This is a genomic window from Flagellimonas profundi (assembly GCF_017313275.1).
GTDB lineage: Bacteria > Bacteroidota > Bacteroidia > Flavobacteriales > Flavobacteriaceae > Flagellimonas > Flagellimonas profundi.
In genome coordinates, this window is sequence record NZ_JAFLNM010000002.1 from 255,111 (window position 1) to 280,188 (window position 25,078).

Genomic DNA, 25,078 nt, shown 5'->3' on the forward strand with positions numbered 1-25,078 from the left:
TAACCCAAAAAAACTATCTTTATCTCCAACCAAACTAAACAAATGAAACTTGAACTTTTAGATTACATTATCATTTTTGGATTTTTCGCCATAGTCCTTTTCATCGGGATCTATGTTTCCAAAAAATCAGGAAAAAACACAGCAGAATACTTTTTATCAGGTCGTAGCATGCCTTGGTGGCTTTTAGGTTTCTCCATGGTAGCGACTACTTTCTCTACCGATACTCCCAATTTGGTAACGGATTTTGTCCGTACCGATGGCGTCTCGGGAAACTGGGGCTGGTGGGCCTTTTTGCTAACAGGTTTGCTTACCGTATTTGTGTACGCCAAACTTTGGAGGAAATCCAACGTGGCCACGGATATGGAGTTTTACGATCTTAGGTACGGCGGAAAACCCGCCCATTTTCTGCGTGGATTTAGATCTCTGTACTTAGGTGTGGTCTTTAATGTAATGGCCATGTCCGCAGTAACCTTGGCAGCCATAAAAATTGGACAGGTAATGCTCGGCTTGGAACCTTTTGAAACCGTGCTGCTAGGTGGAACCATTACAGTTATTTTTAGTGCCATTGGTGGTTTCAGAGGCGTTGTCTATACCGATTTTCTACTGTTTTTTGTTGCGATGGGTGGAGCTATCGGAGCAGCGATTTATCTTGTGAATATGCCCGAAGTTGGCGGATTGGACAATATTTTGGCAAATACACAAGTACAGGAAAAAATGTCCATCTTGCCCGATTTTTCGGATACCGAAGCGTTGATCGGTCTGTTGATCATACCCTTGGCAGTGCAATGGTGGAGTGCGTGGTATCCTGGAGGTGAGCCTGGGGGCGGTGGATATATTGCTCAGCGTATGTTGGCCGCAAAAAATGAAAACCATGCCATTGGAGCAACGTTCTTCTTCAACATATTACATTATGCGCTAAGACCTTGGCCGTGGATTTTAGTGGCCTTGGCTTCCATTGTGGTTTTTCCCGATCTGGAAAGTATTAGACAGGCATTCCCAAATGTGCCCGAGAATATCCTTAAAAACGATTTGGCCTATTCTGCCATGTTGACCAAATTGCCCACAGGCTTATTAGGTTTGGTGATGGCTTCTTTGGGTGCTGCATACATGTCTACCATTTCGACCCACCTTAACTGGGGCTCTTCTTATATTGTAAATGATTTTTACCGACAGCAGGTTAAAAAAGATGCTTCCGAAAAAGAATTGGTGAATGTAGGTAGGATTTCGACCGTAGTTCTTATGGTCCTTAGTAGTTTATTTGCTTTGGAACTCAACAATGCCACACAGCTTTTCGACATCATCATTATGTTCGGGGCAGGAACGGGTCTCATCTTTTTGTTGAGATGGTTCTGGTGGCGAATCAATGCATGGAGTGAAATTGTGGCCATGTTCTCATCAGGAATAATCTCCATTTTGTTCTGGCAATATGAAGATGTTCTGTTTTTGGCTGATGGAGCACCATTTCCTGCATGGAGCAAGTTCCCTTTAGTTGTGCTGATTACCACCATACTTTGGTTGGCAACCACATTCTTGACCAAGCCTGAAGAGAACAAGGTGCTTTACCGGTTCTACAAAATCACAAAACCAGGAGGGCCCGGATGGAAAAAAATCCATGAAGAGGCCAAGGCTGAAGGCATTTCTTTGGAAGATGAAAATGCGAAGTGGAGCGTTCCGTCCGGTGTGTTGGCAATGATCGTGGGCTGTATTTTGGTGTACGGATGCCTTTTTGCCACAGGAAACTGGATCTATGGCAATTATCCATTGGCCATTGGGCTTTCCGCTTTGGTGTTGGTAGCCACATTTGCCCTCTTAAGAATTTGGCGTGGAATGAGAAATGTATTCTAACCCCTTAATTCCAATAATCTGGAGACATATTTGCCGACGACATCAAACTCTAAGTTTACTTTAGTACCTGTTTTGTACGTATGGAAACGAGTGTGCTCGTATGTGTAGGGAATAATCGCTACGCTAAAACTATCTTTTTGGGAATCGACAACGGTTAAGCTCACACCATCCACGGTAATAGAACCTTTTTCAATAGTAACGTTATTGAGTTTGGGGTCGTATCCAAACGTATAGAGCCAACTGCCATCTTTCTCTTCAACGGATTTGCAAACCGCTGTTTGGTCCACATGTCCTTGAACAATGTGACCATCCAAACGGGCACCCAGAACCATAGCACGTTCCAAATTGACCTCAGTGCCCAATTCCAAATCACCAAGATTGGTTTTGTCCAAGGTCTCTTCAATGGCTGTAACCGTATAGTTGTCGCCATTAATGGAAACCACGGTAAGGCATACCCCATTATGCGAAACACTTTGGTCTATTTTCAATTCCGAAGTAATATCCGAAGCAACCGTAATGTGCAGATTTCCCCCCTCTTTTTCCAGCTTTTCAACTTTACCCAAAGTCTCGATGATACCTGTGAACATGTGTCTTATTAAATTGACTAGTTTTGTAATGCAAAAGTAGCCATAACGGCATTCATTTTATGAAGGAAAATCAAAAAATAAAACTAGGAATCTCCATAGGGGACATTAACGGCATTGGGTGCGAGGTTGCGCTCAAGACATTTGAAGACCCAAGAATGTTGGAGTTTTGCACTCCTGTTATATTTGCATCCAACAAAACCATTTCCCAACAAATCAAAGATTTGGGAATTGATATAAAGTTCAACGGTGTCCGGGATGCTGGTCAAGCCTTGGAAGGCAAAGTCAATATTGTCAATGTTTGGAAAGAAGTTCCGAAAATTGAATACGGGCAAGCTACCAAAGAAGGAGGTGATTTTGCCATTCGTTCCTTAAGAGCTGCCGTTGCTGCATTAAAAGAAAATAAGATTGATGTGCTGGTCACGGCACCCATCAACAAAAACAATATACAATCGGAGGATTTTAAGTTTCCCGGCCATACGGACTTTCTTGCTCAAGAACTGGAAGGTGAAAGTCTTATGTTTATGGTGACCCATGAACTTCGTGTTGGTTTGCTCACCGACCACATAGCAGTAAAGGATGTAGCAAAGGCCATTACTCCCAAACTGATCAAAAACAAAGTGGCCACCATGGAAAAATCCCTGAAAATGGATTTTGGTATTCGCCGACCCAAAATTGCCATGCTGGGTATTAATCCGCATAGTGGTGACAGTGGAACTATTGGGGAAGAGGACGATAAAATCCTAAAACCAACCATAAAAGAATTGTTCAATAAGGGAACCTTGGTATACGGACCGTATTCGGCAGATAGTTTTTTTGGCTCCAATAGCCATCAAAATTTCGATGCGGTACTAGCTGCGTATCACGACCAGGGCCTAATCCCGTTCAAAACCCTTTCGTTTGGAAAGGGTGTGAACTATACGGCAGGATTGGACAAAGTAAGAACTTCACCAGACCATGGTACCGCCTATGAAATTGCGGGAAAAGGCAAGGCGGACGAGAGTTCTTTTAAAGAAGCCGTATTTACTGCAATCCAAGTGTTCAGAAATAGAGCTGAGTATCTGGAACTGACCAAAAACCCTTTACAAAAGCAGAAAATTAAGCGCGGGGGATAAAAAGTTAACGGCATTTTGGATATTTGTTGTGACAAGAATTGCAGTTTTGTAAATTAGTAGTATCTTTGCACCCGCCTTTAAAGGCTGGTACACAAACCTTAAGTGTAGAAATGATGAAGCTGAAAGAGTTTAATATCCCTTTTTCAGGTCTGAAGTTGGGAAAACATAACTTTGTGTACGAGATTGATGATGCGTTCTTTGAATCTTTTGACTACCAAGAATTTAACGGAGCTTCCGTTCATGTAGATGCCATTTTGGAAAAAATGAGCACCATGATGGAACTTCAGATTGAAGCGAAGGGTACCATAAATGTGGATTGTGATTTGACAGGTGAACCTTATGATCAGCCGGTCGATTCCAATTTAAAGCTGGTCGTCAAGTTTGGCGAAGAGTACAACGATGAGGATGATGAAATCCTGATCATTCCACATGGAGAGCACCAATTCAACATAGCACAGTACATTTATGAAATGTTAGTGCTGGCCGTTCCACAAAAAAGGGTACACCCCGGAGTAGCGGACGGAACCTTGCAATCGGATATCTTGGACAAGCTCGAAGAGCTACAGCCAAAAGAGAACACAAAACCATCGGAAGATACAGACCCAAGGTGGGACGATTTAAAAAAGTTACTAACGGATAAATAGGTTTATAATGGCACATCCTAAAAGAAAAATATCAAAAACCAGAAGGGACAAAAGAAGAACCCACTACAAAGCAGTTGCGCCAACAATTGCCAAAGACGCTACTACAGGTGAAATGCACTTGTTCCATAGAGCTCACTGGCACGAAGGCAAATTGTATTACAGAGGTCAGGTATTGATCGACAAAACAGAAGAGGAAACTGCGGCTTAACCGCAAATCCCATATAATAAAGTAACTCCCGTTCAATTATTAACGGGAGTTTTTTTATGGGCCCATGTTAATCCCCAAAATCAGGTGATTTTACCTATAAAGTCATATAAAATGACTAATTTTCACCGCTTTTGGGTCAAATTTCAAGGTTTTTGACAATAAAGAGAGGCTAAAAATGAAGAAAACAACAGCAGCAATAACAGCTGTCGGAGGATACGTTCCAGATTTTGTGCTTTCCAATAAAGTATTGGAAACCATGGTAGATACCAATGATGAGTGGATTACCACCCGAACAGGGATCAAGGAACGAAGAATCTTAAAAGAGGAGAACGCGGGGACATCTTTCATGGCTATCAGAGCTGCGGAAGATTTACTTAAAAAAAGAGGCATTGACGCTTCCGAAATAGACTTTGTACTAGTTGCCACCGCTACTCCCGATATGCCTGTCGCTTCTACAGCGGCTTATGTAGCCTCTGAGATTGGCGCTGTAAATGCTTTTGCATACGACTTACAGGCTGCGTGTTCCAGCTTTTTATACGGAATGTCCACAGCAGCTAGTTATATAGAATCGGGCAGATACAAAAAGGTATTGGTCATTGGAGCTGATAAAATGTCGTCCATTATAGACTACACCGACAGAACCACATGTATTATTTTTGGAGATGGTGCCGGAGCAGTTCTTTTTGAGCCCAATGAAGAAGGTTTGGGATTACAGGATGAGTATTTGCGCTCTGATGGTATCGGACGACAATTCTTAAAGATCGATGCAGGAGGTTCCATTTTGCCCGCATCCGAAGAAACTGTAAAAAACAAGCAGCACTACGTTTTTCAAGATGGCAAGTCCGTATTTAAATTTGCCGTATCCAACATGGCCGATGTATCCGCATTGATCATGGAGCGAAACAACTTGACAAAAGACGATGTGCAATGGTTGGCACCACACCAGGCCAATAAACGTATTATCGATGCTACGGCCAATAGAATGGGGCTTGAGGCAGAAAAAGTTTTAATTAATATCGACCGTTACGGAAACACGACTTCCGCAACGCTGCCTTTATTGCTTTACGATTTTGAAAAGCAATTGAAGAAAGGAGATAATATTATATTCGCCGCCTTTGGAGGAGGTTTTACATGGGGTGCCATTTATTTAAAATGGGCCTATAATTCTTAAATCACACAACTAACTAAATTATATTCCATGGACATTAAGGAAATTCAAAGTTTAATCAAGTTTGTAGCCAAATCGGGTGCCAGCGAGGTGAAGTTGGAAATGGAGGACATTAAAATCACCATTCGAACGGGAAGCAGCGACTCCAGCACACCGGAAACCACAATTGTTCAACAAATACCTGTGGCCCAAGCACCGACTGCTGCTGCACCAGTAGCTCAAGCACCAGCTGCAGCTCCGGAATCTGCGGCGCCTGCACCATCAGACTCCAAAAAAGCAGATGATGACTCAAAATATATCACTGTAAAATCCCCTATCATAGGTACATTCTACAGAAAACCATCTCCAGATAAGCCCCCTTTTGTAGAAGTGGGCAGCACCATAAAACAAGGCGATGTTCTCTGTGTGATCGAAGCCATGAAACTATTCAACGATATCGAATCTGAAGTTTCAGGAAAAATAGTTAAGATATTGGTTGATGATTCCTCTCCTGTTGAGTTTGACCAACCTTTGTTCTTGGTAGACCCATCGTAGTGAATTTTAAATGATGATCTTTAGGGGACCACACCGTTTCCCAAAACCATTTAAGATTTAGAATTCCTAATTTAAGATTGTGTTCTATGTTTAAAAAAGTATTGATTGCAAATAGGGGTGAAATTGCCTTGCGGATCATAAGAACCTGCAAGGAAATGGGCATTAAAACCGTGGCCGTTTACTCCAAGGCCGATGAAGAGAGTCTTCATGTACGCTTTGCCGATGAAGCTGTTTGTATAGGCCCGGCACCCAGTAGTGAATCTTATTTAAAGATTCCAAATATTATAGCGGCAGCCGAAATTACCAATGCCGATGCCATCCACCCAGGATATGGGTTCCTTTCCGAAAACTCAAAATTCTCAAAAATCTGTGCCGAGCACGATATCAAATTCATCGGAGCTTCTGGCGAACAGATTGATAAAATGGGAGACAAGGCAACCGCAAAAGAAACTATGAGAAAAGCGGGGGTTCCCACTGTTCCAGGTTCCGAAGGTTTGCTTAAGGATGTGGACCATGCCCTAAAGGAGGCTAAAAAAATGGGATACCCCGTAATGATCAAAGCTACTGCCGGTGGTGGTGGTAAAGGTATGCGTGCCATTTGGTCCGAAGATCAAATGGAGAAAAACTTCAACAGTGCCGTAACGGAAGCGACTGCAGCTTTTGGTAATGGTGGAATGTACATGGAAAAACTGATTGAAGAGCCGCGCCATATCGAAATTCAGATTGTGGGCGACCAATACGGAAAAGCCTGTCATTTGTCCGAAAGGGATTGCTCGGTACAACGCAGGCACCAAAAGCTTACCGAAGAAACACCATCTCCATTTATGACGGACAAACTCCGTGAAGATATGGGGAAAGCTGCTGTAAAGGCTGCCGAATATATTAAATATGAGGGTGCAGGAACCATTGAGTTCTTGGTGGATAAACACCGAAATTTCTACTTTATGGAAATGAACACCCGTATCCAGGTAGAGCACCCAATTACAGAGCAAGTTGTGGACTACGATTTGATTCGTGAGCAGATTTTGGTTGCAGGCGGTGTTCCGATTTCAGGGAAAAACTATTACCCAAAGCTGCATTCCATTGAGTGTCGAATCAATGCAGAGGACCCTTACAATGATTTTAGACCGTCTCCTGGAAAAATTACAACCTTGCACATACCTGGTGGGCATGGTGTACGTTTGGACACGCATGTATATAGTGGTTACATGATTCCTCCAAATTATGATTCCATGATCGCCAAGTTGATCACCACGGCACAAACAAGGGAAGAGGCCATCAATAAAATGAGAAGAGCCTTGGACGAATTTGTGATCGAAGGGGTTAAGACTACCATTCCATTTCACCGTCAGTTAATGGATCATCCCGATTATTTGGCAGGTAACTACACCACCAAATTCATGGAAGATTTTAAAATGGATCCAAAATATAAAGATGAGCATTAAACAAAGCCCCGATATTTTCGGGGTTTTTCTTTTATGGAATTAAGTTACTGGGAGCATAAGAGCTGGTTTTCCAATGTCGATTTTACCATTATCGGCAGTGGTATCGTTGGTATAAATTGCGCCATAGGCCTAAAGAAAAAGTACCCAAAAAGCAACATCTTAATTTTGGAAAAAGGCAGCTTACCGCAAGGGGCCAGTACCAAAAACGCAGGTTTTGCCTGTTTTGGGAGCGTTTCTGAGATTTTAGCCGACCTAGAGCACCACAGCGAGGAAGAAGTCGTACAGCTTGTTCAAAAGCGTTGGGATGGGATTCAAAGGTTGCGTAATCTATTGGGAGATGAGGCCATCGGTTTTCAATTGCACGGTAGTCACGAACTTTTTCCTTTGGAAAAACCTGAGTTCTATGAAAAATGTTTGAAGTCCGTACCATACCTCAACAATGTGATGGAACCTATTTTTGGCCAAAAGCCATTTGTGACCAATTCCAATTTCTTTGGATTCTCCAATATTCAGGAAAAATACATCACACACCAGCAGGAGGGACAATTGGACACCGGCAAGATGATGCGCTCATTGATTCAAAAATGTGTGTCCATGGAAATTCCCATTTTAAATGGGGTGATGGTCGATGAGGTAATTGAATCCAATGGTTGTGCGACCATCAAAACCACTGATTTTGAATTTTCGTCCCAAAAGGTTTTTGTGGCCACCAACGGATTTGCTTCCAAGCTATTGAAATCAGAGACCGTGAAACCTGCACGCGCACAGGTTTTGGTAACGGAACCCATCAAAAATTTACATGTAAGGGGCACCTTCCATTTTGATGAAGGCTATTATTATTTCCGCAATATTGATGATAGAATTCTATTTGGGGGAGGAAGAAACCTTGACTTTAAAACGGAGGAAACCACTGAATTTGGAGAAACAGAAATCATTCAAAATAAGCTTGAGGCATTGCTCCGCAATATGATCTTACCTGATCATTCAGTAAAAATTGAACGACGATGGAGCGGTATTATGGGAGTTGGAACCCAAAAGTCGCCCATTGTAAAACAAATCTCAACGTCCATTTACTGCGGGGTTCGCTTGGGTGGAATGGGAGTTGCCCTTGGTAGCCTTGTGGGTAAGGAATTGGCCGATTTTGCCGATTAAACCATTCTACCGTCCAATAAATTGATGATTCTAGATCCGTATTCGGCATTTTTCTCGGAATGTGTCACCTGGATTATGGTTACCCCCTCTTCATTTAATTGCTTAAAGAGTTCCATGATCTCCTCTCCCTGTTTAGAGTTTAGATTACCGGTGGGCTCATCTGCCAAAATCAATTTTGGGTTGGCAATCAAGGCTCTTGCCACTCCTACCAATTGTTGCTGTCCACCACTGAGCTGAGCGGGAAAAAGGTCTTTCTTGCCCACAATATTGAACCGGTCCAGCATATCGGCTACCATGGCCTTACGTTCCGAGCCCTTGACTTTTTTATAGATCAATGGCATTTCCAAATTTTCCTTTACCGTAAGTTCATCCAATAAGTGGTAGGATTGAAACACAAAGCCGATGTATTGTTTATAAAGATTAGCGCGGTGTTTTTCTTTAAGGGAATGAACGGATTCGTCCAAAAAGTTATATTCCCCTTCATCAAAAGAATCCAACATACCGATTACATTGAGCAAAGTGGATTTACCTGATCCCGATGGCCCCATTACCGAAATAAACTCTCCTTGTTCTACCTCAAGATTAATATCCTTCAATAAAAAAATACGTTGGCCACCAGAGTTGACCCATTTGAATATGTTGTTGAGTTGTAATAGCATCTTATTTATTCTTTAGTTCCTCTAATCGTTTCTTTCCATTTTTACACCAATAACAGTTGGTGTCGGACCCAAGCTCAATTGCCTTTGCAAAACTTTCAATGGCATTGGCCCTATCGTTGAGCACGTAATACCCCTCTCCAAGCGAATCCCAAAGGTTACCGTCACCAGGAAAAAGGTGTGTGTTGAGCTTTAAGAGTGAGATGCCCCAATCTGTATCCCTGTTTTCGGATACTTGTTTAAACCCAATTCGATTTAAAAGCGCCTTATCATTTATAGGAGCTCCTGTTTTGTCCTCAATAAATTGAGATAATTCGTCTGCTTTTTCAGGAGGGTTGTTCCTGATAAAATCAAAAACAAGTTCGTAAGTGTTCTTTGGAATTGTTTTGGGACGGTATTCTTTGTCCATGACCATTGAGGCAATTTCCCAAGCCACATTTTCTGATTGTTGGTTTAATATTATGTTCGACAACGCAATTATTACTAAATCGTCTTCCACAAACCTGAGAAAATCGGCAAAGTATATCCCATTGCTACCGTTATGCGCCACAATTTTTGAATTGCTCCGTGAATTGAATATGGCCCATCCGTAACCATAAAAAGATGTTTCTGTTTCATTCTCTGGAACATGGGCTTCTTGCATCAACCTTTTTGTTTCGGCAGACAGTACTTTGTTATTTTCCAAAGCAAGGTGCCAAGTATACAGATCTTCAACAGTCGAATATATGTCGCCCTTACCTATACTGTACCAATGTTCATTGTTATAGGGAAGGTGTTCTTGGGTTGTTCCCCAATCTCTCCACTCACCATCTGTGTAATGGAAATAATATCCATGGGCAAGTTGCTCGCTATCAAAGGCAATTCCTTTGTATCCGGTATGGTCCATTTGCAAAGGTGCCCAAAAGTTTTTCCTTAAATACGTCTCGTAATCTTGTTGGGCGACTTGTTCTATAATGGCTGTCAGCAAAATATAGTTGGCATTGGCATAGGTGTGCTTTGTTCCAGGGCCGTACATTAATTCTGCCCCAAAAAAGTCGTTCAGAAACGTTTCTTTGCTGGCTTTATCATATCTGAAGCCACCTGTGCTTGGGGATATCCCGGATGTATGGGTAAGCAGTTGATGTATGGTGATGTCCTTTTTATCGGAAGGGGCCTGTGGAAAATACTTTTCAATTTTATCTGAAACTTCCAGTTTTTCGCCTTCCATGAGCTTTAATATGGCCGCTGCGGTAAACTGCTTGGTGACCGAACCAATATTGAACACAGTTGATGATGAATTTGGCACTTTCTTGGACCTATCGGCCCAACCATATCCTTTGGACAAAATAACTTCTCCTTTTTTCACGACCAAAACACTACCCGAGTAACCGTTTACAACACTTTGGCTCAAGTAATTATCAATTTTATCTTCGAGCGTATTATATTTTAAACGCTCTTGTGCGATTACAGTATAACCGACAGTCAATAACAGGAATAAGGCTTTCAAAAATTTAGTTTTCATCTATTATGGAATGAATTTATTCGTCTCTTAAACTTTTAACAGGATTGGCCGATGCTGCTTTTAGGGTCCTCGAACCAACGGTAGCAAAGGCAATTAGGCAAGCGGTTAACCCTGCGGCTACAAAAAACAAGGGGCTGAGCACAACATGGGATGCATAGTTCTGTAACCATTCATTTAAAAAGTACCATGCAATGGGTGTGGATATGATAAAGGCCAGAGCAACCAACTTTAAAAAATCCTTGGTGAGCAAAATAGCCACAGAAGATATGCTTGCGCCTAGCACTTTTCGCACACCTATTTCCTTGGTTCGTTGTCCCACCACCAACATGGAAATTGCAAATAATCCGATACAGCTTAAAAGAATTCCTAGGATGCTACCACTAGTAACTATGGTAGCCATCGTTTTTTCCCTTCTGAAAGTGCGGTCGAGGTTTTCGTCCAAAAAGGAACCCAAAAACTCGGCCTGGGGTTCAATTTTGCTCCAAGCCTTTTCAACAGCCTCAAAAGAACCAGCAATGTTCTCGGGGGCAATTTTTACATAGGCATAATAAAGGTCCCAATCGTTGTTCATGAAAAGGGTAAGGGGATTCACCTGTTTGCTGATATCTTGAAAATTGAAATCTTTGACCACGCCAATAACTGAATAAGTGGTTGCACCGTCGTCCATTGGAATACGAATAGAAAGCGGGTCTTCCTCGCCCAATTGTTTTGCCATGGTTTCGTTGATAACCAGGCTTAAACTATCCGCAGCAAAATCCCTGCTAAAGGTTCTGCCCGCCACAACCTCAAGATCTAAGGTTTTTGCGTAGTCGTAATCTACCGTTAAGGCGTTGGTGACCACTCCACGCCCTTGGTAATCGAAACCCATCATGCTGTTCATTGAGCTTCCGTCTCTGCCCAATCCCAAGTTATTATCGGCTCCTGAAATATTTAGTATGTCAATATTGCCCTTTAGTTCATCCCGGAGCAGTTCTACCACACGATAGCTGTCCTTTTTGCCGTTTAATGGTATAGAAATAACTTGCTCCTTATTGTACCCCAAATCTTTATTGCGCATAAATTCTATCTGTCCGTGGAGTACCAAAGTCCCGCTGATGAGCAAAATGGCTATGGTAAATTGAAGTACAATCAGGCTATTTCGCAATCGGTTTTTCCCAAAATCCAATTTTCCCTTTAATGCACGGAGCGTACCCAATCTGCTCATTAAAAGGGCGGGGTATCCACCAGCTATCAGTGTGACACAAAAAATAGAGAGTCCAAAGATGAGTAAAATTTTAGGTTGGGTCACATAATCTAAGGTGGCCCTTGTATTGAAAAGGGTTTTAAACGGCTCCAACAAAAGATTGCCCAAAACCAATCCCAATATGGTTGAAACCATAAAAACCAAAAGGCTTTCCATCCAAAACTGGAAGAACAGTTGCTTTTTAACTGCTCCAAGTGTTTTGCGCATTCCTATTTCTTTTAAGCGCCTTTCGCTCAACGCAATGTTCATATTGATGAAATTGGCACATACAATAAATATGATGACAAAGGCAATCCCCAAAATCATGTAGGGAAAAGTTCTCTTGACTTCGGCCATTCCACTGGCAAAAGAGGTGAAATGCATATCAGCAATTGAAAGCAAATGGAATTGTTTGTACAATCCATCAGCATTGGCCACTGCACCATCCCTAATGGCGTTCTCGATACTTCCTTTGTAATGGAGACTCGTGAAATCCCGTGTGTTTTTTTCAAATTGCTCGGGAGTTATACCTTCTTCAAGCTCAACGTAAACCAAATGAAACTGTGAATCCCATCGATCCATATTAGAAATGTATTCTGGATGGTTTTCAAACGGAATAACAATATCAAAATCCATACTATTGTTGGGTGGGGGGTCCTCTAGAATTGTGGATATAGTGAATAATTGTTCCTGCTTGCCCAGTTGTAAAGAGATGGATTTTCCGATGACATTGTCGGTACTTCCAAATAGTTTTTGGGCTCCTTCTTCTGAAATAGCAACATTGTTCTTATCCGATAATGGGTTTTCGGCATTACCTTTTACTGCAGGAAATGTAAAGATGTTAAAAAATGCAGGGTCCGAAAATTCAGCATCCAAATTGATTTCTTTCTCCTTGTAGATCGCAAGAACATCATCACTCAAGGTTCGAACGGCATGCTTTATTCCGGGGACATCTGCCTTTAAAGCAGGCGCAAGTGGTACAGGTTGTGAAGTGCCAGACTCTAATCCTCTTGGGGTTTGACTGGACAGATATACCTGATAAACAGAATCTTTTTTCGCGTGGAATTGATCATAGGAAAGTTCGAACAGAGCGGTCATCACCAACAAAAGTGAAACAGCCAATGCCGAGGTGAGCCCTACAATATTTGTCAATGTAAAAACCTTATTGTTAATCAGGTTTCTCAATGCGATTTTTAGATAGTTTTTGAGCATAGCTTATCGTTTTTTGATAGTGCCGATCAAGTTCAGTGATCGTGGATTTATTCAGTTCTTAGGCTCTTGACTGGATTTACAATGGCGGCCTTAATACTTTGATAGCTCACCGTTAAAAGGGCCACGCCCACCGCCATTAATGCGGAAAGGGCAAAAACCCACCATGGAATGTCAATCCTATAAGAGAAGTCCTGTAGCCAGCGGTCCATGGCATACCAACCCAAGGGCAATGCTATTATTACGGAAAGCCCTACTAGTTTCAAGAAATCCATGGAGAGCCTGAGCACAATCTGCCCAACACCGGCGCCCAATACTTTACGGACCCCGATTTCCTTTACTCGTTTTTGGGCATTAAAAGCAGCAAGGCCAAATAATCCCAAGCAGGCAATGATGATGGAAAGTACCGTGAAAATCATAAAAATTTGTCCCAGTCGTTGCTCTGCTTCATAACTTGTGTTGAAGGAGTCGTCCATAAAATAATATTCAAATGGCTGTGTTGGGGCAATATCCATCCAAATGTTCTCAATGTCCCCAATAGTTCGGGTCACATCTCCTTGGTTAAGTTTTATGGCCAAATTACTGGCTTGCTCCCCACCATAGAATAGGGCAAGTGCCTCTACCTCGTCCCGGAGTGATTCAAAATTAAAGTCCTTTACAACCCCTATTACGGTAATCAACGTTTCTTCATTAAAATTATCCAAGAACTGTTGTCCCAATACGGTTTCGGGGGTTTTTCCCAATATGGACACTGCTTTTTCATTTATGATGATCCCAGTGGAATCACTGGAATAACGTGAGGTATCAAAATTTCGACCCGAGACAAGGTTTAATCCTATGGTAGCTATATAATCTTCATCCACGCGCCACTGTTGCATATTTATGGCTTTTTCCTGACTTCGATCTTCCTTTTGCATAAACGAACTGTCGCTTCGAGAAGAAGGAGTTGGCAAAAAACTGCTCAATGTGGCCGTATTGACCTGGCTTAGTTGCTCCACTTCATTTTTGAAGGCATTTTTGTTTCCTTCCAAAGAATTTACTCCTCTTATTACAAGAACTTGGTCCTTGGCATAACCAAGGTCCTTTCCTTGTATGAAACTTAATTGTTGAAAAACCGTCAACGTGCCCATAATTAGGAATACGGAAATGGAAAATTGGAGTACCACAAGAATATTCCTTACTCTTCCGCCACCAATGGAATTGTCGCCTTGTCCTTTCAGTACCTTGGCAGCAACAAAACGGGACATAAAAAAGGCCGGATAACTTCCTGATAGTATGCCCAAGGCCAAAGTTGCGATCAACAGAATCAACCAGAACATTGGACTGGAAAAGGGAATGGATAGTTCCTTGCCGCTTAAATCGTTATAAAATGGCATGGCAACCATAGCAATGATCACGGCAAACACCAATGATCCCATGGCGATCAATCCGGATTCCGTTAAGAATTGTCCGATCAAACTTTTTCTTTGTGAGCCCAATGTTTTTCTTATGCCCACTTCTTTAGATCTTTTGAGAGAATGGGCGGTGGTGAGGTTCATAAAGTTTACACTGGCCAATATCAGAAGAATCAATGCTATCGCTCCTAGGATATATACATTTTTAATATCGCTAACTGGGCTAAACTCCGGTCCTCTTCCAGAATACAAGTGTATATCGGTAAGGGCGATGGTGGAATATTTCATATAATTCCCCGAATCCAAGAACTGTTGCTCGGTAATTCCTGGGAAAAATCGTTGGGCGTACGGGATAAGGTATTTCCCGACCATGGTTTTCATTTCTTCCTGTAAATCCGCTACGGAAGCTCCTGGAATCAATTTGATGAGGGTATAATAATTATGGCTTCCCCATTCTGCCCCCCGAGAGTCCTCGTTTCCGGACATGGCCAAGAACAAATCCCTGTCCCTTAAAAAAGAGTTGTCGGGCATATCGTCAACAATCCCTGAAACAGTAAAGATATCCCTATCGTTCAACTGAACGGTCTTTCCAACAGCTTGATCAACAGGAAAGTGTTTTTCTGCTGCAGATTTGGTCATTACCAATGTATTGGGCTCTGTCAACGCTGTGTTCTCATCACCATAAAGCAACTTTATCCCAAACATTTTAAAAAAGGTGGAGTCGGCATAGGTAACCCCTGGCTCCCGAACATTACTGCGAACACCTTCTTCCTTGATGAAAACACTCCCGATACTCCTAAAGCGCGTTGTGAGTTCAACCTCTGGAAAATCATTCAACATAGCTCCCGCCATTGGTGCCGAGACCTCGGCCATTTGTTCTTCTTTCCCTCCAAATTTCATATCGGCATTCAACCGATAAATCCGGTCTGCATCCGCAAACATGGTATCGTGGGTTAGCTCATCATGAATGTAAAGGCTAAGCAAAAGCCCACCAGCCATTCCAATTGCTAATCCAAATATGTTGAGGAAAGTGAAGAATGGCTGTTTTTTAAGGCTCCTCCATGCTATTTTAATATTGTTCTTAAACATGATTCTCGTTTTTTGATAATGATACTGTTATTCTGTTCGTAAGCTTTTTGTCGGGTTTGTTGTAGCGGTTCTTATCGCTTGAAAGCTTATCGTTAATAGTGCAATAAGTAAAGTTCCTGTGCCGGCCAAGGCGAACATCCACCAACTTATGGATATCCTGTAGGCAAAATTCTGTAGCCATTGGCCCATGAGCCAATATGCCACTGGTGATGCAATGAGAATGGCAAAGACGACCAACTTTAAAAAGTCTATCGATAATAGAGCTGTCACATTTTTAATGGAGGCTCCCAAAACCTTTCGGATGCCGATTTCTTTTCTTCGCTGCACGGCAATAAATGTTGCTAGGCCGAACAAGCCCATCACGGCAATTAAAATGGCAAAACCGGTAAAGGCACCGAAAATCTTGGCCAAACGATCCTCTGCTTTATACTGTGCATCAAACGCATCATTTAAAAAGTGATATTCAAAAGGGTTCTCATTTTCATATTTTTCGTAGACCGTTTTTAATTGCTGTATGGTGGAGGGGATGTTCGATTTGGGAGCAATTTTGGCATAAATGACCCCGCCATGTTTTCCCCATGGAGAAGTTGCATCGTTGCTCTTTTTAATGAACAGACACAATGCCTCCACTTTATTATGTAAGGAGGAATAATTAAAATCTTTTAACACCCCGTCAATCTCATATTGACCATTTATTTTTTGACCAATCGGACTTCCTTCAAGGTTCAGTTTTTCAATGGCCGTTTTATTGATTATTGCAGCTGTTTTTTGATTCTTGAAGAAAAGGGAATCTACAGGAGGTATTTCCCATTTCAGGCCCAACAACGAAATAAAATTTTCATCAACGGTCAATGTTGGCAAAAAGATCATCTCATCACTATTGGTGCTTTTAACACTCATCATGTTGAATCCCTTGTACAATGGAAGAATACCCATGCTGGATTGTACAACTTCAGGAATGGATTGTATTTCCTCTTCAAAAGGGATGGCATGTTTGCCTGCATCAGATGAAAAAGGTAGCATTACAATGTTTTCTCTGTCCACACCGGTATCGGCATGTCTGAAAAAATACATTTGCCTATCGATTACAATAGCGCAAATAATGAGCACTACAGAAATACCAAATTGAAAAACGGTAAAAAACTTTCTCACACCTGCACCCCCATTTTGCTTGCTCAATTTACCTTGCAAAACAACTATGGGCCTGTAAGCCGATAATAGAATTGCGGGATATATTGCCGCGAGCACTATGGTGATGATAAGCAATATTCCAAGAGATAGGAGCATTTGTGGAGCATACAGAAATGAATTGTCCATTTGAATGTCCAATAGGCCGAAGAAAAAAGGTTGTAGAGATATACATAGAAAATACCCCACAACAAAGGAAATGACCGTATACAGAGACGATTCCAAAAAGAACTGTATTGCAATGGCTTTTCTGCGGGCGCCCAAAACTTTTCTTACCCCAACTTCTTTGGATCTGGTGGTGGAACGTGCCGTGGAGAGACTGGCATAGTTTACCAGGGCAAGAAGTAAAATCAGGATAGCAACCAGAGGAAATATTTTTATATATCGGCTGTTGGCGAAGTTTTTCCCAAAATGTAGACTGGTCAAAGGCTTTAGAAGATATCTTTTGTTTACATCGTTGCCCTTATCTTGTTGATCACCATTAATACTGAGTAAACTTGTTTCAACAAGTGTAGGATCTGCAGAACTTTTCAGAGAGAAATAAGTGGTAAAATCGTCGTAATCATTAGTAATGGATTCATTGTATTCCTCCATAGATTCCATACTCGAAATGGACGCCACAAAATCAAAATCAACACTGGAGTTGGAAGGGGTGTTCTTCGATATACCTGTTACCGTAAACCGATATTTGTCGTTGTACAGAAAAACCTCTCCCACAGGGTCTTTGGATCCAAAATATTTTTCTGCTGCTCTTTGGGAAACAACTACGGAAAATGGATTATCCAGCACATGATCCTTGTTGCCCTGAAGTAAGGTGAAAGAGAAAAAATCAAAAAAGTTGGGATCGGCAAACGCGAATTTGTCCTCAGAAAATTTTAGTGAAGGAGCTGCGGCGTTTTTAATGGTTACGCTCTCAAAGCTTTCCTTATAACGAAGGCAATCTTCTATGGACGGAATGCTTTGCTTGCTTTCCGGTCCTTTGGAATAACCCATATACGGTATATAAATAGGGTCGTTGCCAAATGTTAATTCTGTTTCGGCCATGTAAATGTTGTCTGCATTTACATGAAACTTGTCAAAACTATATTCATGGCCTACATATAAAACTATCAGCATGCATGCAGCTAGCCCCAAGGAAAGGCCAACAATGTTTATTGAAGAATAAACTTTGCTTCTTATCAACGCTCTCCACGCTATTTTCAGATAGTTTTTTATCATGATCGATGAATTATTCGGTTCGTAGACTTTTTGTGGGATTGGAACGGGCCGCTCTAATGGCCTGAAAACTTACGGTTATAATGGTGACGGCCAAGGCTCCGATCATAGCTAGGGCAAAAATCCACCACTTTAAGATCACCCGGTATGGATACTCTTGCAACCAACCGTTCATAACATAATAGGCAATGGGCACCGCGATAAAACAAGAGATGATGACCAACTTTAAAAAGTCCTTGGACAACATGTTCCATACGTTGAACACAGAGGCCCCAAGTACTTTGCGAACACCTATTTCCTTGGTGCGTTGTTCTGCCACAAAAGATGTCAGCCCAAAAAGACCAAGGCAACTGATCAAGATGGCCAAAGCTGTAAAAATTCCCGATAATTGACCAATACGTTCTTCTGCAGCAAACTTTTCCCCATATTCTTCATCTACAAAATCGTATTGAAACGGAATATTGGGGAAGTGTTCCTTAAATACCCTTTCGATAATTGCGATGTTCTGACTAGCACTCTGGTTTGGATTCAACCTCATATTGTAATATGAGCCATTCCCATATTTGTCGAACACATACATGCCTTGCTTTACGGGTTCGTAAGGGGATTGGGCGATCATATCTTCGACCACTCCTATGATTTTCATAGGTTCAAAAGGGTCTTCGGTATCAGTATCCGTTATAAATTTACCCACAGGGTCTTGAAGACCCATGTACTTTACCGCTGTCTCGTTAAGGAGCACTGCACTGGAATCCGATGCGAACTCACGAGAAAAATCCCTTCCGGCGACAATTTTTAAATTAAGGCTCTTTGCATATTCTGGTGATACCTCGGTCCATGCCAGATCTTCTTGAAAACCTTCTGGTTTGCCTTCCCAATCAAAACCGCTTCTGTTGGACCAAATTCGGGTAGTAGGAGCACTGGAGGTAGACATTTCGGTAACTGCACCGGAGCTAATAAACTCCTCGCGCATCAATTCAAACTTGCCGGTAAAATCCTCGCTCATGGTCGGTATCTGAACCAACCCCTCCTTATCATAACCAATTGGTCTGTTTTTGGCATGGTTGATTTGTTGCATCACGATTACCGTTCCGATAATAAAGGCCACAGAGACTGTAAACTGCACCACCACCAAAATTTTTCTGGGAAGACCAGAGTGCTTACCTGTTTTGAAGGTCCCTTTCAATACATCGACCGGTCGGAAGGAGGACAGGTATAAAGCCGGATAACTACCGGCCAATAAAGCAGTAATCAATATAAACACTAAAGAAACCGCCCAAAATAAAGGGGATCCCCAAGGGAATTCCATTTGTTTTCTGGCCAGATCATTAAACCCGTTGAGCGATAACACCACAATGAACACAGCGATTACAAAAGCAAACAGAACCACTAAAAAAGATTCCCCTAAAAATTGGTTGATCAATTGACTTCGTTGTGAACCAATAGATTTTCTAATACCCACTTCCTTTGCTCTTTTCTCGGAACGAGCCGTACTTAAATTCATAAAATTGATACAGGCCAAAAGCAGGACAAAAGCACCTATAATTCCGAACAACCAAACGTATTTGATTCTGCCCCCAGCTTGTTTTCCGTTCTCGAATCGGGATCTTAAATACCAATCTTCCATAGGAAGTAAGAACAATTGGGGGTTAAACTCTACCGTTTCCTCATTGAGGTCTTTCTTTACATTCCTTATCTTGCCGGTAACACTTTCCATTGAGGTGTTGTCGGCAATTTGAACGAACATCTGAAACGAGTTGTTACCCCATTGGTCCTCCGCATTTTTTACCCATTCATTAATGGAAACATATTTGTCCCAAGGCATCAAAAAATCGGTATCATTAAAAGAGGTGTTGAACGGAATGTCCTCGTACACTGCGGTAACCATCATATCATATTGGCTATTGACCTCAATGGTTTTTCCAATAGGATCTTCGTTCCCGAACAAAGCATCGGCAGTCGACTCCGAAAGCATGATGGAGTTGATTTCCCGAATTCCATCTTTTTCCCCCTTTAAAATATTTAGGTCGAACATTTCAGGAGCCTCACGTTGCATAAAGTTTCCATCTCTGGAAATGCTCGTTTCCTTGTACTTAAGGTACTGAGAGGTAGTCCAGGAAGACATGACCAAATGCTTAAAATTATCCATATAGCTTTCCCTAAAAGCTTTTTCCAATGGACGTGGCATAGCGGGCCCTGTTCCGGTTTCCCCATTAAAGGTCTGGGATTGAAAAACCTGAGCTATTTGGTCTTTATTGGAGAAATAGCCATTATGAGAAAGTTCATCCGTGATCCAAAGACCAATGATCAGGGTAACGGCCATTCCCAGAGCCAGTCCTCCAACATTAATGATGGTGTAACCCTTGTTCTTTGTTAGGTTCCTCCAAGCTATTTTTAGATAATTCTTTAACATGATCGATGTTTTTTTGATTGATTTATTCCGTACGCAACCCTTTGGTCGGTTTCAGCAAAGCGGCTCCAACGGATTGGTAACTTATGGTGAGCACTGCAATGCCAAGTGCAATGAACCCAGCCATTAAAAATGTTTCCCACCCTACGGTAATGCGGTATGCAAAATCTTCCAGCCATCGATTCATTAAATACCAACCTACAGGAATTGCAATGCAGATTGAAATTAAAATCAACTTTAAAAAATCGATGGTAAGCAATTGATAGATGTTCTTGAAAGGAGCACCCAAAACCCTTCTAATGCTAATTTCCTTTCTTCGTTGCTCCACCATAAAGGCCGAGAGTGCAAATAGCCCCAAGCAGGCCACCAGAATGGCAAACAGTGCAAAACTGTTGAATATTTTGCCCATACGCCTTACATCATTGTGCATTTGAGCAAATTCTTGTTCCAAAAAGGTATAGTTGAGCGCCTGATTGGGTATGTTTTTGTTCCAAACTTTTTCGATGGATGCCAAGGCTTCTGTTGGGTTTCCCTTTTCCAGTTTTACGGAAACGGCCCCGAAGTCTTTGCCTATGACCAAAGACAGTGCTGAGATATCTTCTTTCAAGGATTTAAAGTGGAAATCTTCAATAACTCCGATAATGGTAAAAACTTGACTGTTGTTATCCAATTCTTTGCCAATTGGGTCCTTTAGGCCCAAATCCGAGGCCATTTTGGTGTTGATCACAATGGAGTTGACAGAGTCAGATGCAAAATCTTTGGAAAAACTTCTGCCCTTCTTAAGCTGAATGCCCAAGGTTTCAATGTAATCGTAATCTACCCTCCAAATTTGAGCGGGGATTCCCCTTCCACCATCATCCTTGCCATCCACCATAAAGGTGTTTCCGTTTCTACTACCGCCATCAACGGGCAAATAGTTGGTGGATGTTACGTTTTTTACTTGTGACAGAGATGATAATTGCTCTTTAAAAGATTCCATCTTTTCACCAAGAATATTGGTACCTTCTAGTACAACGACCCGTTCTTTATCGTACCCCAATTCCTTGCTGACGATAAAATCCATCTGACGGTAAATGATAAGTGTACCTATGATCAAGATGACCGAAGTGGTAAACTGAAAAACCACCAAACCACTCCTTAACTTTCCGCTCTTGCTACCAACGCTCAACTTGCCTTTTAAAACACTCGCTGGTCTAAATGCGGATAAATAGAATGCTGGATACAGCCCTGCCAACACGCCTACAATAAGCGCAGAAATCAACAATAAAGGAGCGAACCACCAGTCGGACCAAGGTAACACCATGTTTTTGGCTGCAATCTCATTAAAGGTAGGAAGCAAAACCCAAGCGAACACTACTCCCAAAACAAAGGAAATGATGCTGAAGATCACGGACTCGGTTAAAAATTGATTGACCAGGTTGTTCCTGAAGGCCCCAATGGTTTTTCTGAGTCCTACCTCTTTGGCCCTATTGGCCGATTTGGCCGTGGAAAGGTTAATAAAGTTGATAATGGCCAACAGCAAAACAAAAATCGCAATAGCAGCAAATAGCCAAACAAACTTAACATCGCCGTGTTTAAGTCCGTCCTGCATTTTAAGATCGGATTTTAAATAAATGTCCGTAATGGGTTGCAGTTTATACTCCGCAGTTCTCAAGACATCTAGAAAAGCTTCGGAGCGACCCCGTTTTATCTGTGCCGGAATGATGTATTTTTCTACAATCGAGGACATTTTTTGCTCCAATTCCTGAATATTGGTGCTAGGGTTTACCAATACATAAGTAAAGTAATTTTGATTGGTCCAACCCCCATAGTTGTCCTCTACAGGAAGCATAAAATCAAAATCCAGATGTGAGTTTTTCGGCACATCTTTCATCACACCCGTTATCGTATAAGGATTGGAGGTGTCGTTGTCCAAAAATATGGTCTGCTGCAAGGCATTTCCGTTGGGAAAATACTTATCGGCCTTGGATTTGGAAATCACAATGCTTTTGGGATTGGTCAAGGCAGTTGATGCATCCCCATGCTCCAGGTTGATTTCCAAAATATCAAAAGCCTCCTGGTCCGCAATAATAAAGTTCTCCTCAAATGTACTCTCTTGTTCCCCATTGATTCGAAATCCACGTTTCCCTGCACCAAAAATCTCGATGGTATTTACTTTTCCTGCCTTGGTTATTTCTGGAAAATCAGATTGAAGTGCGTCGGCAAATGGCAACTGAAAATGCGTGCTTTTCATGACCTCGCCTTGGAGCACTCCCTGAAAAACCACTCTATAAATTTGATCTTTCTTGGCATAATGCCGATCATAGCTGACCTCATTACGAATAAATAGGGCAATTAAAAGACAGGCGGCTATCCCAACGGCAAAACCTCCTATTTTAATAAATGTGAAGAGTTTATCCTTTTTTATGGTCCTCCATGCGATATTTAGGTGGTTTTTGAACATGTGATTGATTTGATAGTTTTTTGATTGATGAATTAAACTCCTATACCATGCTTTTCATAGGCTTATTTTGACTTTCGGTCACAATTTGACCGTCGAACAGATTGATGACCCTATGAGCATAGTGTGAATCACGATCGGAGTGCGTTACCATGACAATGGTGGTCCCTTCTTGGTTGAGTTCGGTCAACAGGTTCATCACCTCGATACCGTTTTTGGAATCCAGGTTACCCGTCGGCTCATCCGCCAAGATCAATTTTGGATTGGTGACCACGGCCCTTGCAATGGCCACCCTTTGTTGCTGACCTCCGGATAGTTGCTGTGGAAAGTGCTTTTCCCTGTGTGCGATCTTCATGCGCTCCAGCACTTTTTGCACTTTTTCCCTGCGCTCGGCCTTGTTCATTTTAAGGTAGATCAACGGAAGTTCAACGTTTTCAAAAACAGTGAGTTCATCGATCAGGTTAAAGCTTTGGAACACAAAGCCAAGGTTGCCTTTTCGTAGTTGGGTTCGCTGGCTTTCCTTTAGTCCGCCCACTTCATGCCCTGCAAAGTTATAGCTACCCTCGGTTGGGTTGTCCAGCATTCCAATGATGTTCAGCAAAGTGGATTTCCCGCATCCAGATGGGCCCATAATGGCCACAAATTCGCCTTCTTCCACTTTTAAGTTTACCCCGTTCAAGGCCAAGGTCTCTACCTCTTCTGTTCGGAAGCTTTTTTTAAGATCTGTTATCTGTATCATTTTTTGATGGTTGTTTTTTATGTAAAGACTATTCTTTTTTGATTGATGTTACATTCCCACGGACTATTTTAATACAATCCGTTCCGCATCACCGAAACTATCGTAGTTACTGGTAATGACCTGTTCTCCTGGTTGAAGCCCCTCGAGGACCTCATAATATCTTGAATTTTGTTTTCCCAATCGCACATTGCGTTTAATGGCTTCGTTACCATCGGGACCCACCACGAACACCCATTGTCCGCCGGTGCTTTGGAAGAACCCACCTTTGGGCAACAACAGGGCATCGTTGGATTCACCCAGTTGCAATCGTATATTGTAGCTCTGTCCTGCTCGGATGGTCTCGGGTTTTTCATCCACAAAAACCAAGTCTACGCGGAACCTGCCGTTCCTTACTTCGGGGTATACCTTACGCAATCGCAATTTGTACTCGTTTCCGTTACGTTCCAAAGTGGCGGAAAGTTCCCGTTTCACACGATCGATATAATGCTCATCGATATCAGCTTCAATTTTAAAATCCGTAAGTACGTTGATCTGTCCAATACGCTGCCCTTGCGAAATATTCTGACCAATTTCTGCATCCAAAAACCCTAATTGTCCATCGGCGGGAGCTCGAACATTTAAATGGTCGAGGCGTTCATATACCATGGACAATGTTTTTTGCATCCGCTCCAAGTCGGTGTCCAAACCCTTAAGGGAGGTTTCACGCAATTCATCATCCTGTTCTGTTTGTAGTTTTACGATTTCGTATTGCTTTTGTGCCAATTCGTAATCTTCCTTGGACTTTAAAAAGGTTTCCTTGGAAATCAACTCTTCTTCATAAAGTTCTTGGTTCTGCTCGTAAGCTCGTTTCAAACGTTGCACATCGTACTGTGCGGTGGCCAAGGATTTTCTTCCTTCCACCTGTCTCGAATCAAAGGTGAGTTTGGTGGAACGCAGGTCGTTCTGCTTAAGCGCCAGGTTACTTTCACTGGCCAAAATCTGCTCATAAAGCGCCATGTTTTCCAGCTTTAGGATAATGTCTCCTTTTTTTACCATCGAACCTTCTTCTATCAACTTTTCGGAAACGCGTCCGCCTTCATAGGCATCCATGTAAATGGTGGCTATTGGAGCCACATTGCCGTTGATGGTTATGTAGTCGTCAAACTTGCCATCGGTTACCGAGGAGATGGACAAACGTTCCTTTTCCGTTCTAAAGGTTGACATGGAACTGGCAAAAATCAATTTATAGCCCACAAACAAGAGCAATATGCCCAAGGCGATATAGCCGTAATGTTTGAGTTTAAGTCCTTTCTTTTTTTCTAATTGTATATCCATGGTATG

18 protein-coding genes are annotated in these 25,078 nt (G+C 42.0%); 8 read left to right on the top strand and 10 right to left on the bottom strand.

Annotated features, from left to right (window positions below; translation table 11 throughout):
* Positions 1 to 42: 42 nt before the first annotated feature.
* Positions 43 to 1,845, top strand: coding sequence for a sodium:solute symporter family protein (locus J0654_RS10125; RefSeq protein ID WP_207028548.1), 1,803 nt, complete (start codon positions 43 to 45; stop codon positions 1,843 to 1,845).
* On the opposite strand, the gene J0654_RS10130 is transcribed toward J0654_RS10125, so the two are convergent.
* Positions 1,842 to 2,432, bottom strand: coding sequence for a riboflavin synthase (locus tag J0654_RS10130; protein ID WP_207028550.1), 591 nt, complete (start codon positions 2,430 to 2,432; stop codon positions 1,842 to 1,844). The genes J0654_RS10125 and J0654_RS10130 overlap by 4 nt on opposite strands.
* A gap of 59 nt (positions 2,433 to 2,491) precedes the next feature.
* On the opposite strand from J0654_RS10130, the gene pdxA reads away from it, so the two are divergent.
* From pdxA to J0654_RS10165, 7 genes are all read left to right on the top strand, one after another.
* Positions 2,492 to 3,544, top strand: coding sequence for a 4-hydroxythreonine-4-phosphate dehydrogenase PdxA (gene pdxA, locus J0654_RS10135; protein ID WP_207028552.1), 1,053 nt, complete (start codon positions 2,492 to 2,494; stop codon positions 3,542 to 3,544).
* A 110-nt stretch (positions 3,545 to 3,654) separates the two neighbouring features.
* Positions 3,655 to 4,188: a YceD family protein gene (locus J0654_RS10140; protein WP_207028554.1), complete on the top strand. Its 534-nt coding sequence runs from the start codon at positions 3,655 to 3,657 to the stop codon at positions 4,186 to 4,188.
* Positions 4,189 to 4,195: 7 nt separating this feature from the next.
* Positions 4,196 to 4,396 (top strand): 50S ribosomal protein L32, encoded by a 201-nt coding sequence (gene rpmF, locus J0654_RS10145; RefSeq protein ID WP_207028556.1) that lies wholly within the window; start codon positions 4,196 to 4,198, stop codon positions 4,394 to 4,396.
* Positions 4,397 to 4,571: 175 nt separating this feature from the next.
* Positions 4,572 to 5,567 (top strand): beta-ketoacyl-ACP synthase III, encoded by a 996-nt coding sequence (locus J0654_RS10150; protein ID WP_207028557.1) that lies wholly within the window; start codon positions 4,572 to 4,574, stop codon positions 5,565 to 5,567.
* Between the two features lie 27 nt (positions 5,568 to 5,594).
* Positions 5,595 to 6,098 carry an acetyl-CoA carboxylase biotin carboxyl carrier protein gene (gene accB / locus J0654_RS10155; RefSeq protein ID WP_207028559.1) on the top strand — a complete coding sequence of 168 codons (504 nt, stop codon included), beginning with the start codon at positions 5,595 to 5,597 and terminating at the stop codon, positions 6,096 to 6,098.
* 86 nt (positions 6,099 to 6,184) lie between these two features.
* Positions 6,185 to 7,543: an acetyl-CoA carboxylase biotin carboxylase subunit gene (gene accC / locus J0654_RS10160; RefSeq protein ID WP_207028561.1), complete on the top strand. Its 1,359-nt coding sequence runs from the start codon at positions 6,185 to 6,187 to the stop codon at positions 7,541 to 7,543.
* 33 nt (positions 7,544 to 7,576) lie between these two features.
* Entirely contained in the window at positions 7,577 to 8,695 is a 1,119-nt protein-coding gene (locus tag J0654_RS10165) for an NAD(P)/FAD-dependent oxidoreductase (protein WP_207028563.1), read from the top strand.
* Here the strand turns inward: J0654_RS10165 and J0654_RS10170 are convergent.
* From J0654_RS10170 to J0654_RS10210, 9 genes are all read right to left on the bottom strand, one after another.
* Positions 8,692 to 9,354, bottom strand: coding sequence for an ABC transporter ATP-binding protein (locus J0654_RS10170; RefSeq protein WP_207028565.1), 663 nt, complete (start codon positions 9,352 to 9,354; stop codon positions 8,692 to 8,694). The two genes, J0654_RS10165 and J0654_RS10170, sit on opposite strands and share 4 nt — an antisense overlap.
* Position 9,355: 1 nt before the next feature.
* Complete coding sequence (locus tag J0654_RS10175; protein WP_207028567.1) at positions 9,356 to 10,852, bottom strand: serine hydrolase domain-containing protein; 1,497 nt, start codon at positions 10,850 to 10,852, stop codon at positions 9,356 to 9,358.
* 16 nt (positions 10,853 to 10,868) lie between these two features.
* Complete coding sequence (locus tag J0654_RS10180) at positions 10,869 to 13,286, bottom strand: ABC transporter permease (RefSeq protein WP_207028569.1); 2,418 nt, start codon at positions 13,284 to 13,286, stop codon at positions 10,869 to 10,871.
* 47 nt (positions 13,287 to 13,333) lie between these two features.
* Entirely contained in the window at positions 13,334 to 15,766 is a 2,433-nt protein-coding gene (locus tag J0654_RS10185; protein ID WP_207028571.1) for an ABC transporter permease, read from the bottom strand.
* Between the two features lie 27 nt (positions 15,767 to 15,793).
* Entirely contained in the window at positions 15,794 to 18,172 is a 2,379-nt protein-coding gene (locus J0654_RS10190) for an ABC transporter permease (RefSeq protein WP_207028572.1), read from the bottom strand.
* A 10-nt stretch (positions 18,173 to 18,182) separates the two neighbouring features.
* The gene (locus J0654_RS10195) at positions 18,183 to 20,582 is read right to left on the bottom strand and encodes an ABC transporter permease (protein ID WP_207028574.1); all 2,400 of its coding nucleotides are present in this window, start codon (positions 20,580 to 20,582) and stop codon (positions 18,183 to 18,185) included.
* A 22-nt stretch (positions 20,583 to 20,604) separates the two neighbouring features.
* Complete coding sequence (locus tag J0654_RS10200; protein ID WP_207028575.1) at positions 20,605 to 23,022, bottom strand: ABC transporter permease; 2,418 nt, start codon at positions 23,020 to 23,022, stop codon at positions 20,605 to 20,607.
* Between the two features lie 40 nt (positions 23,023 to 23,062).
* On the bottom strand, positions 23,063 to 23,758 hold the full coding sequence (locus tag J0654_RS10205) for an ABC transporter ATP-binding protein (RefSeq protein WP_127136420.1): 696 nt from the start codon (positions 23,756 to 23,758) through the stop codon (positions 23,063 to 23,065).
* Between the two features lie 63 nt (positions 23,759 to 23,821).
* Positions 23,822 to 25,072 carry an efflux RND transporter periplasmic adaptor subunit gene (locus J0654_RS10210; protein WP_207028577.1) on the bottom strand — a complete coding sequence of 417 codons (1,251 nt, stop codon included), beginning with the start codon at positions 25,070 to 25,072 and terminating at the stop codon, positions 23,822 to 23,824.
* Positions 25,073 to 25,078: the final 6 nt, after the last annotated feature.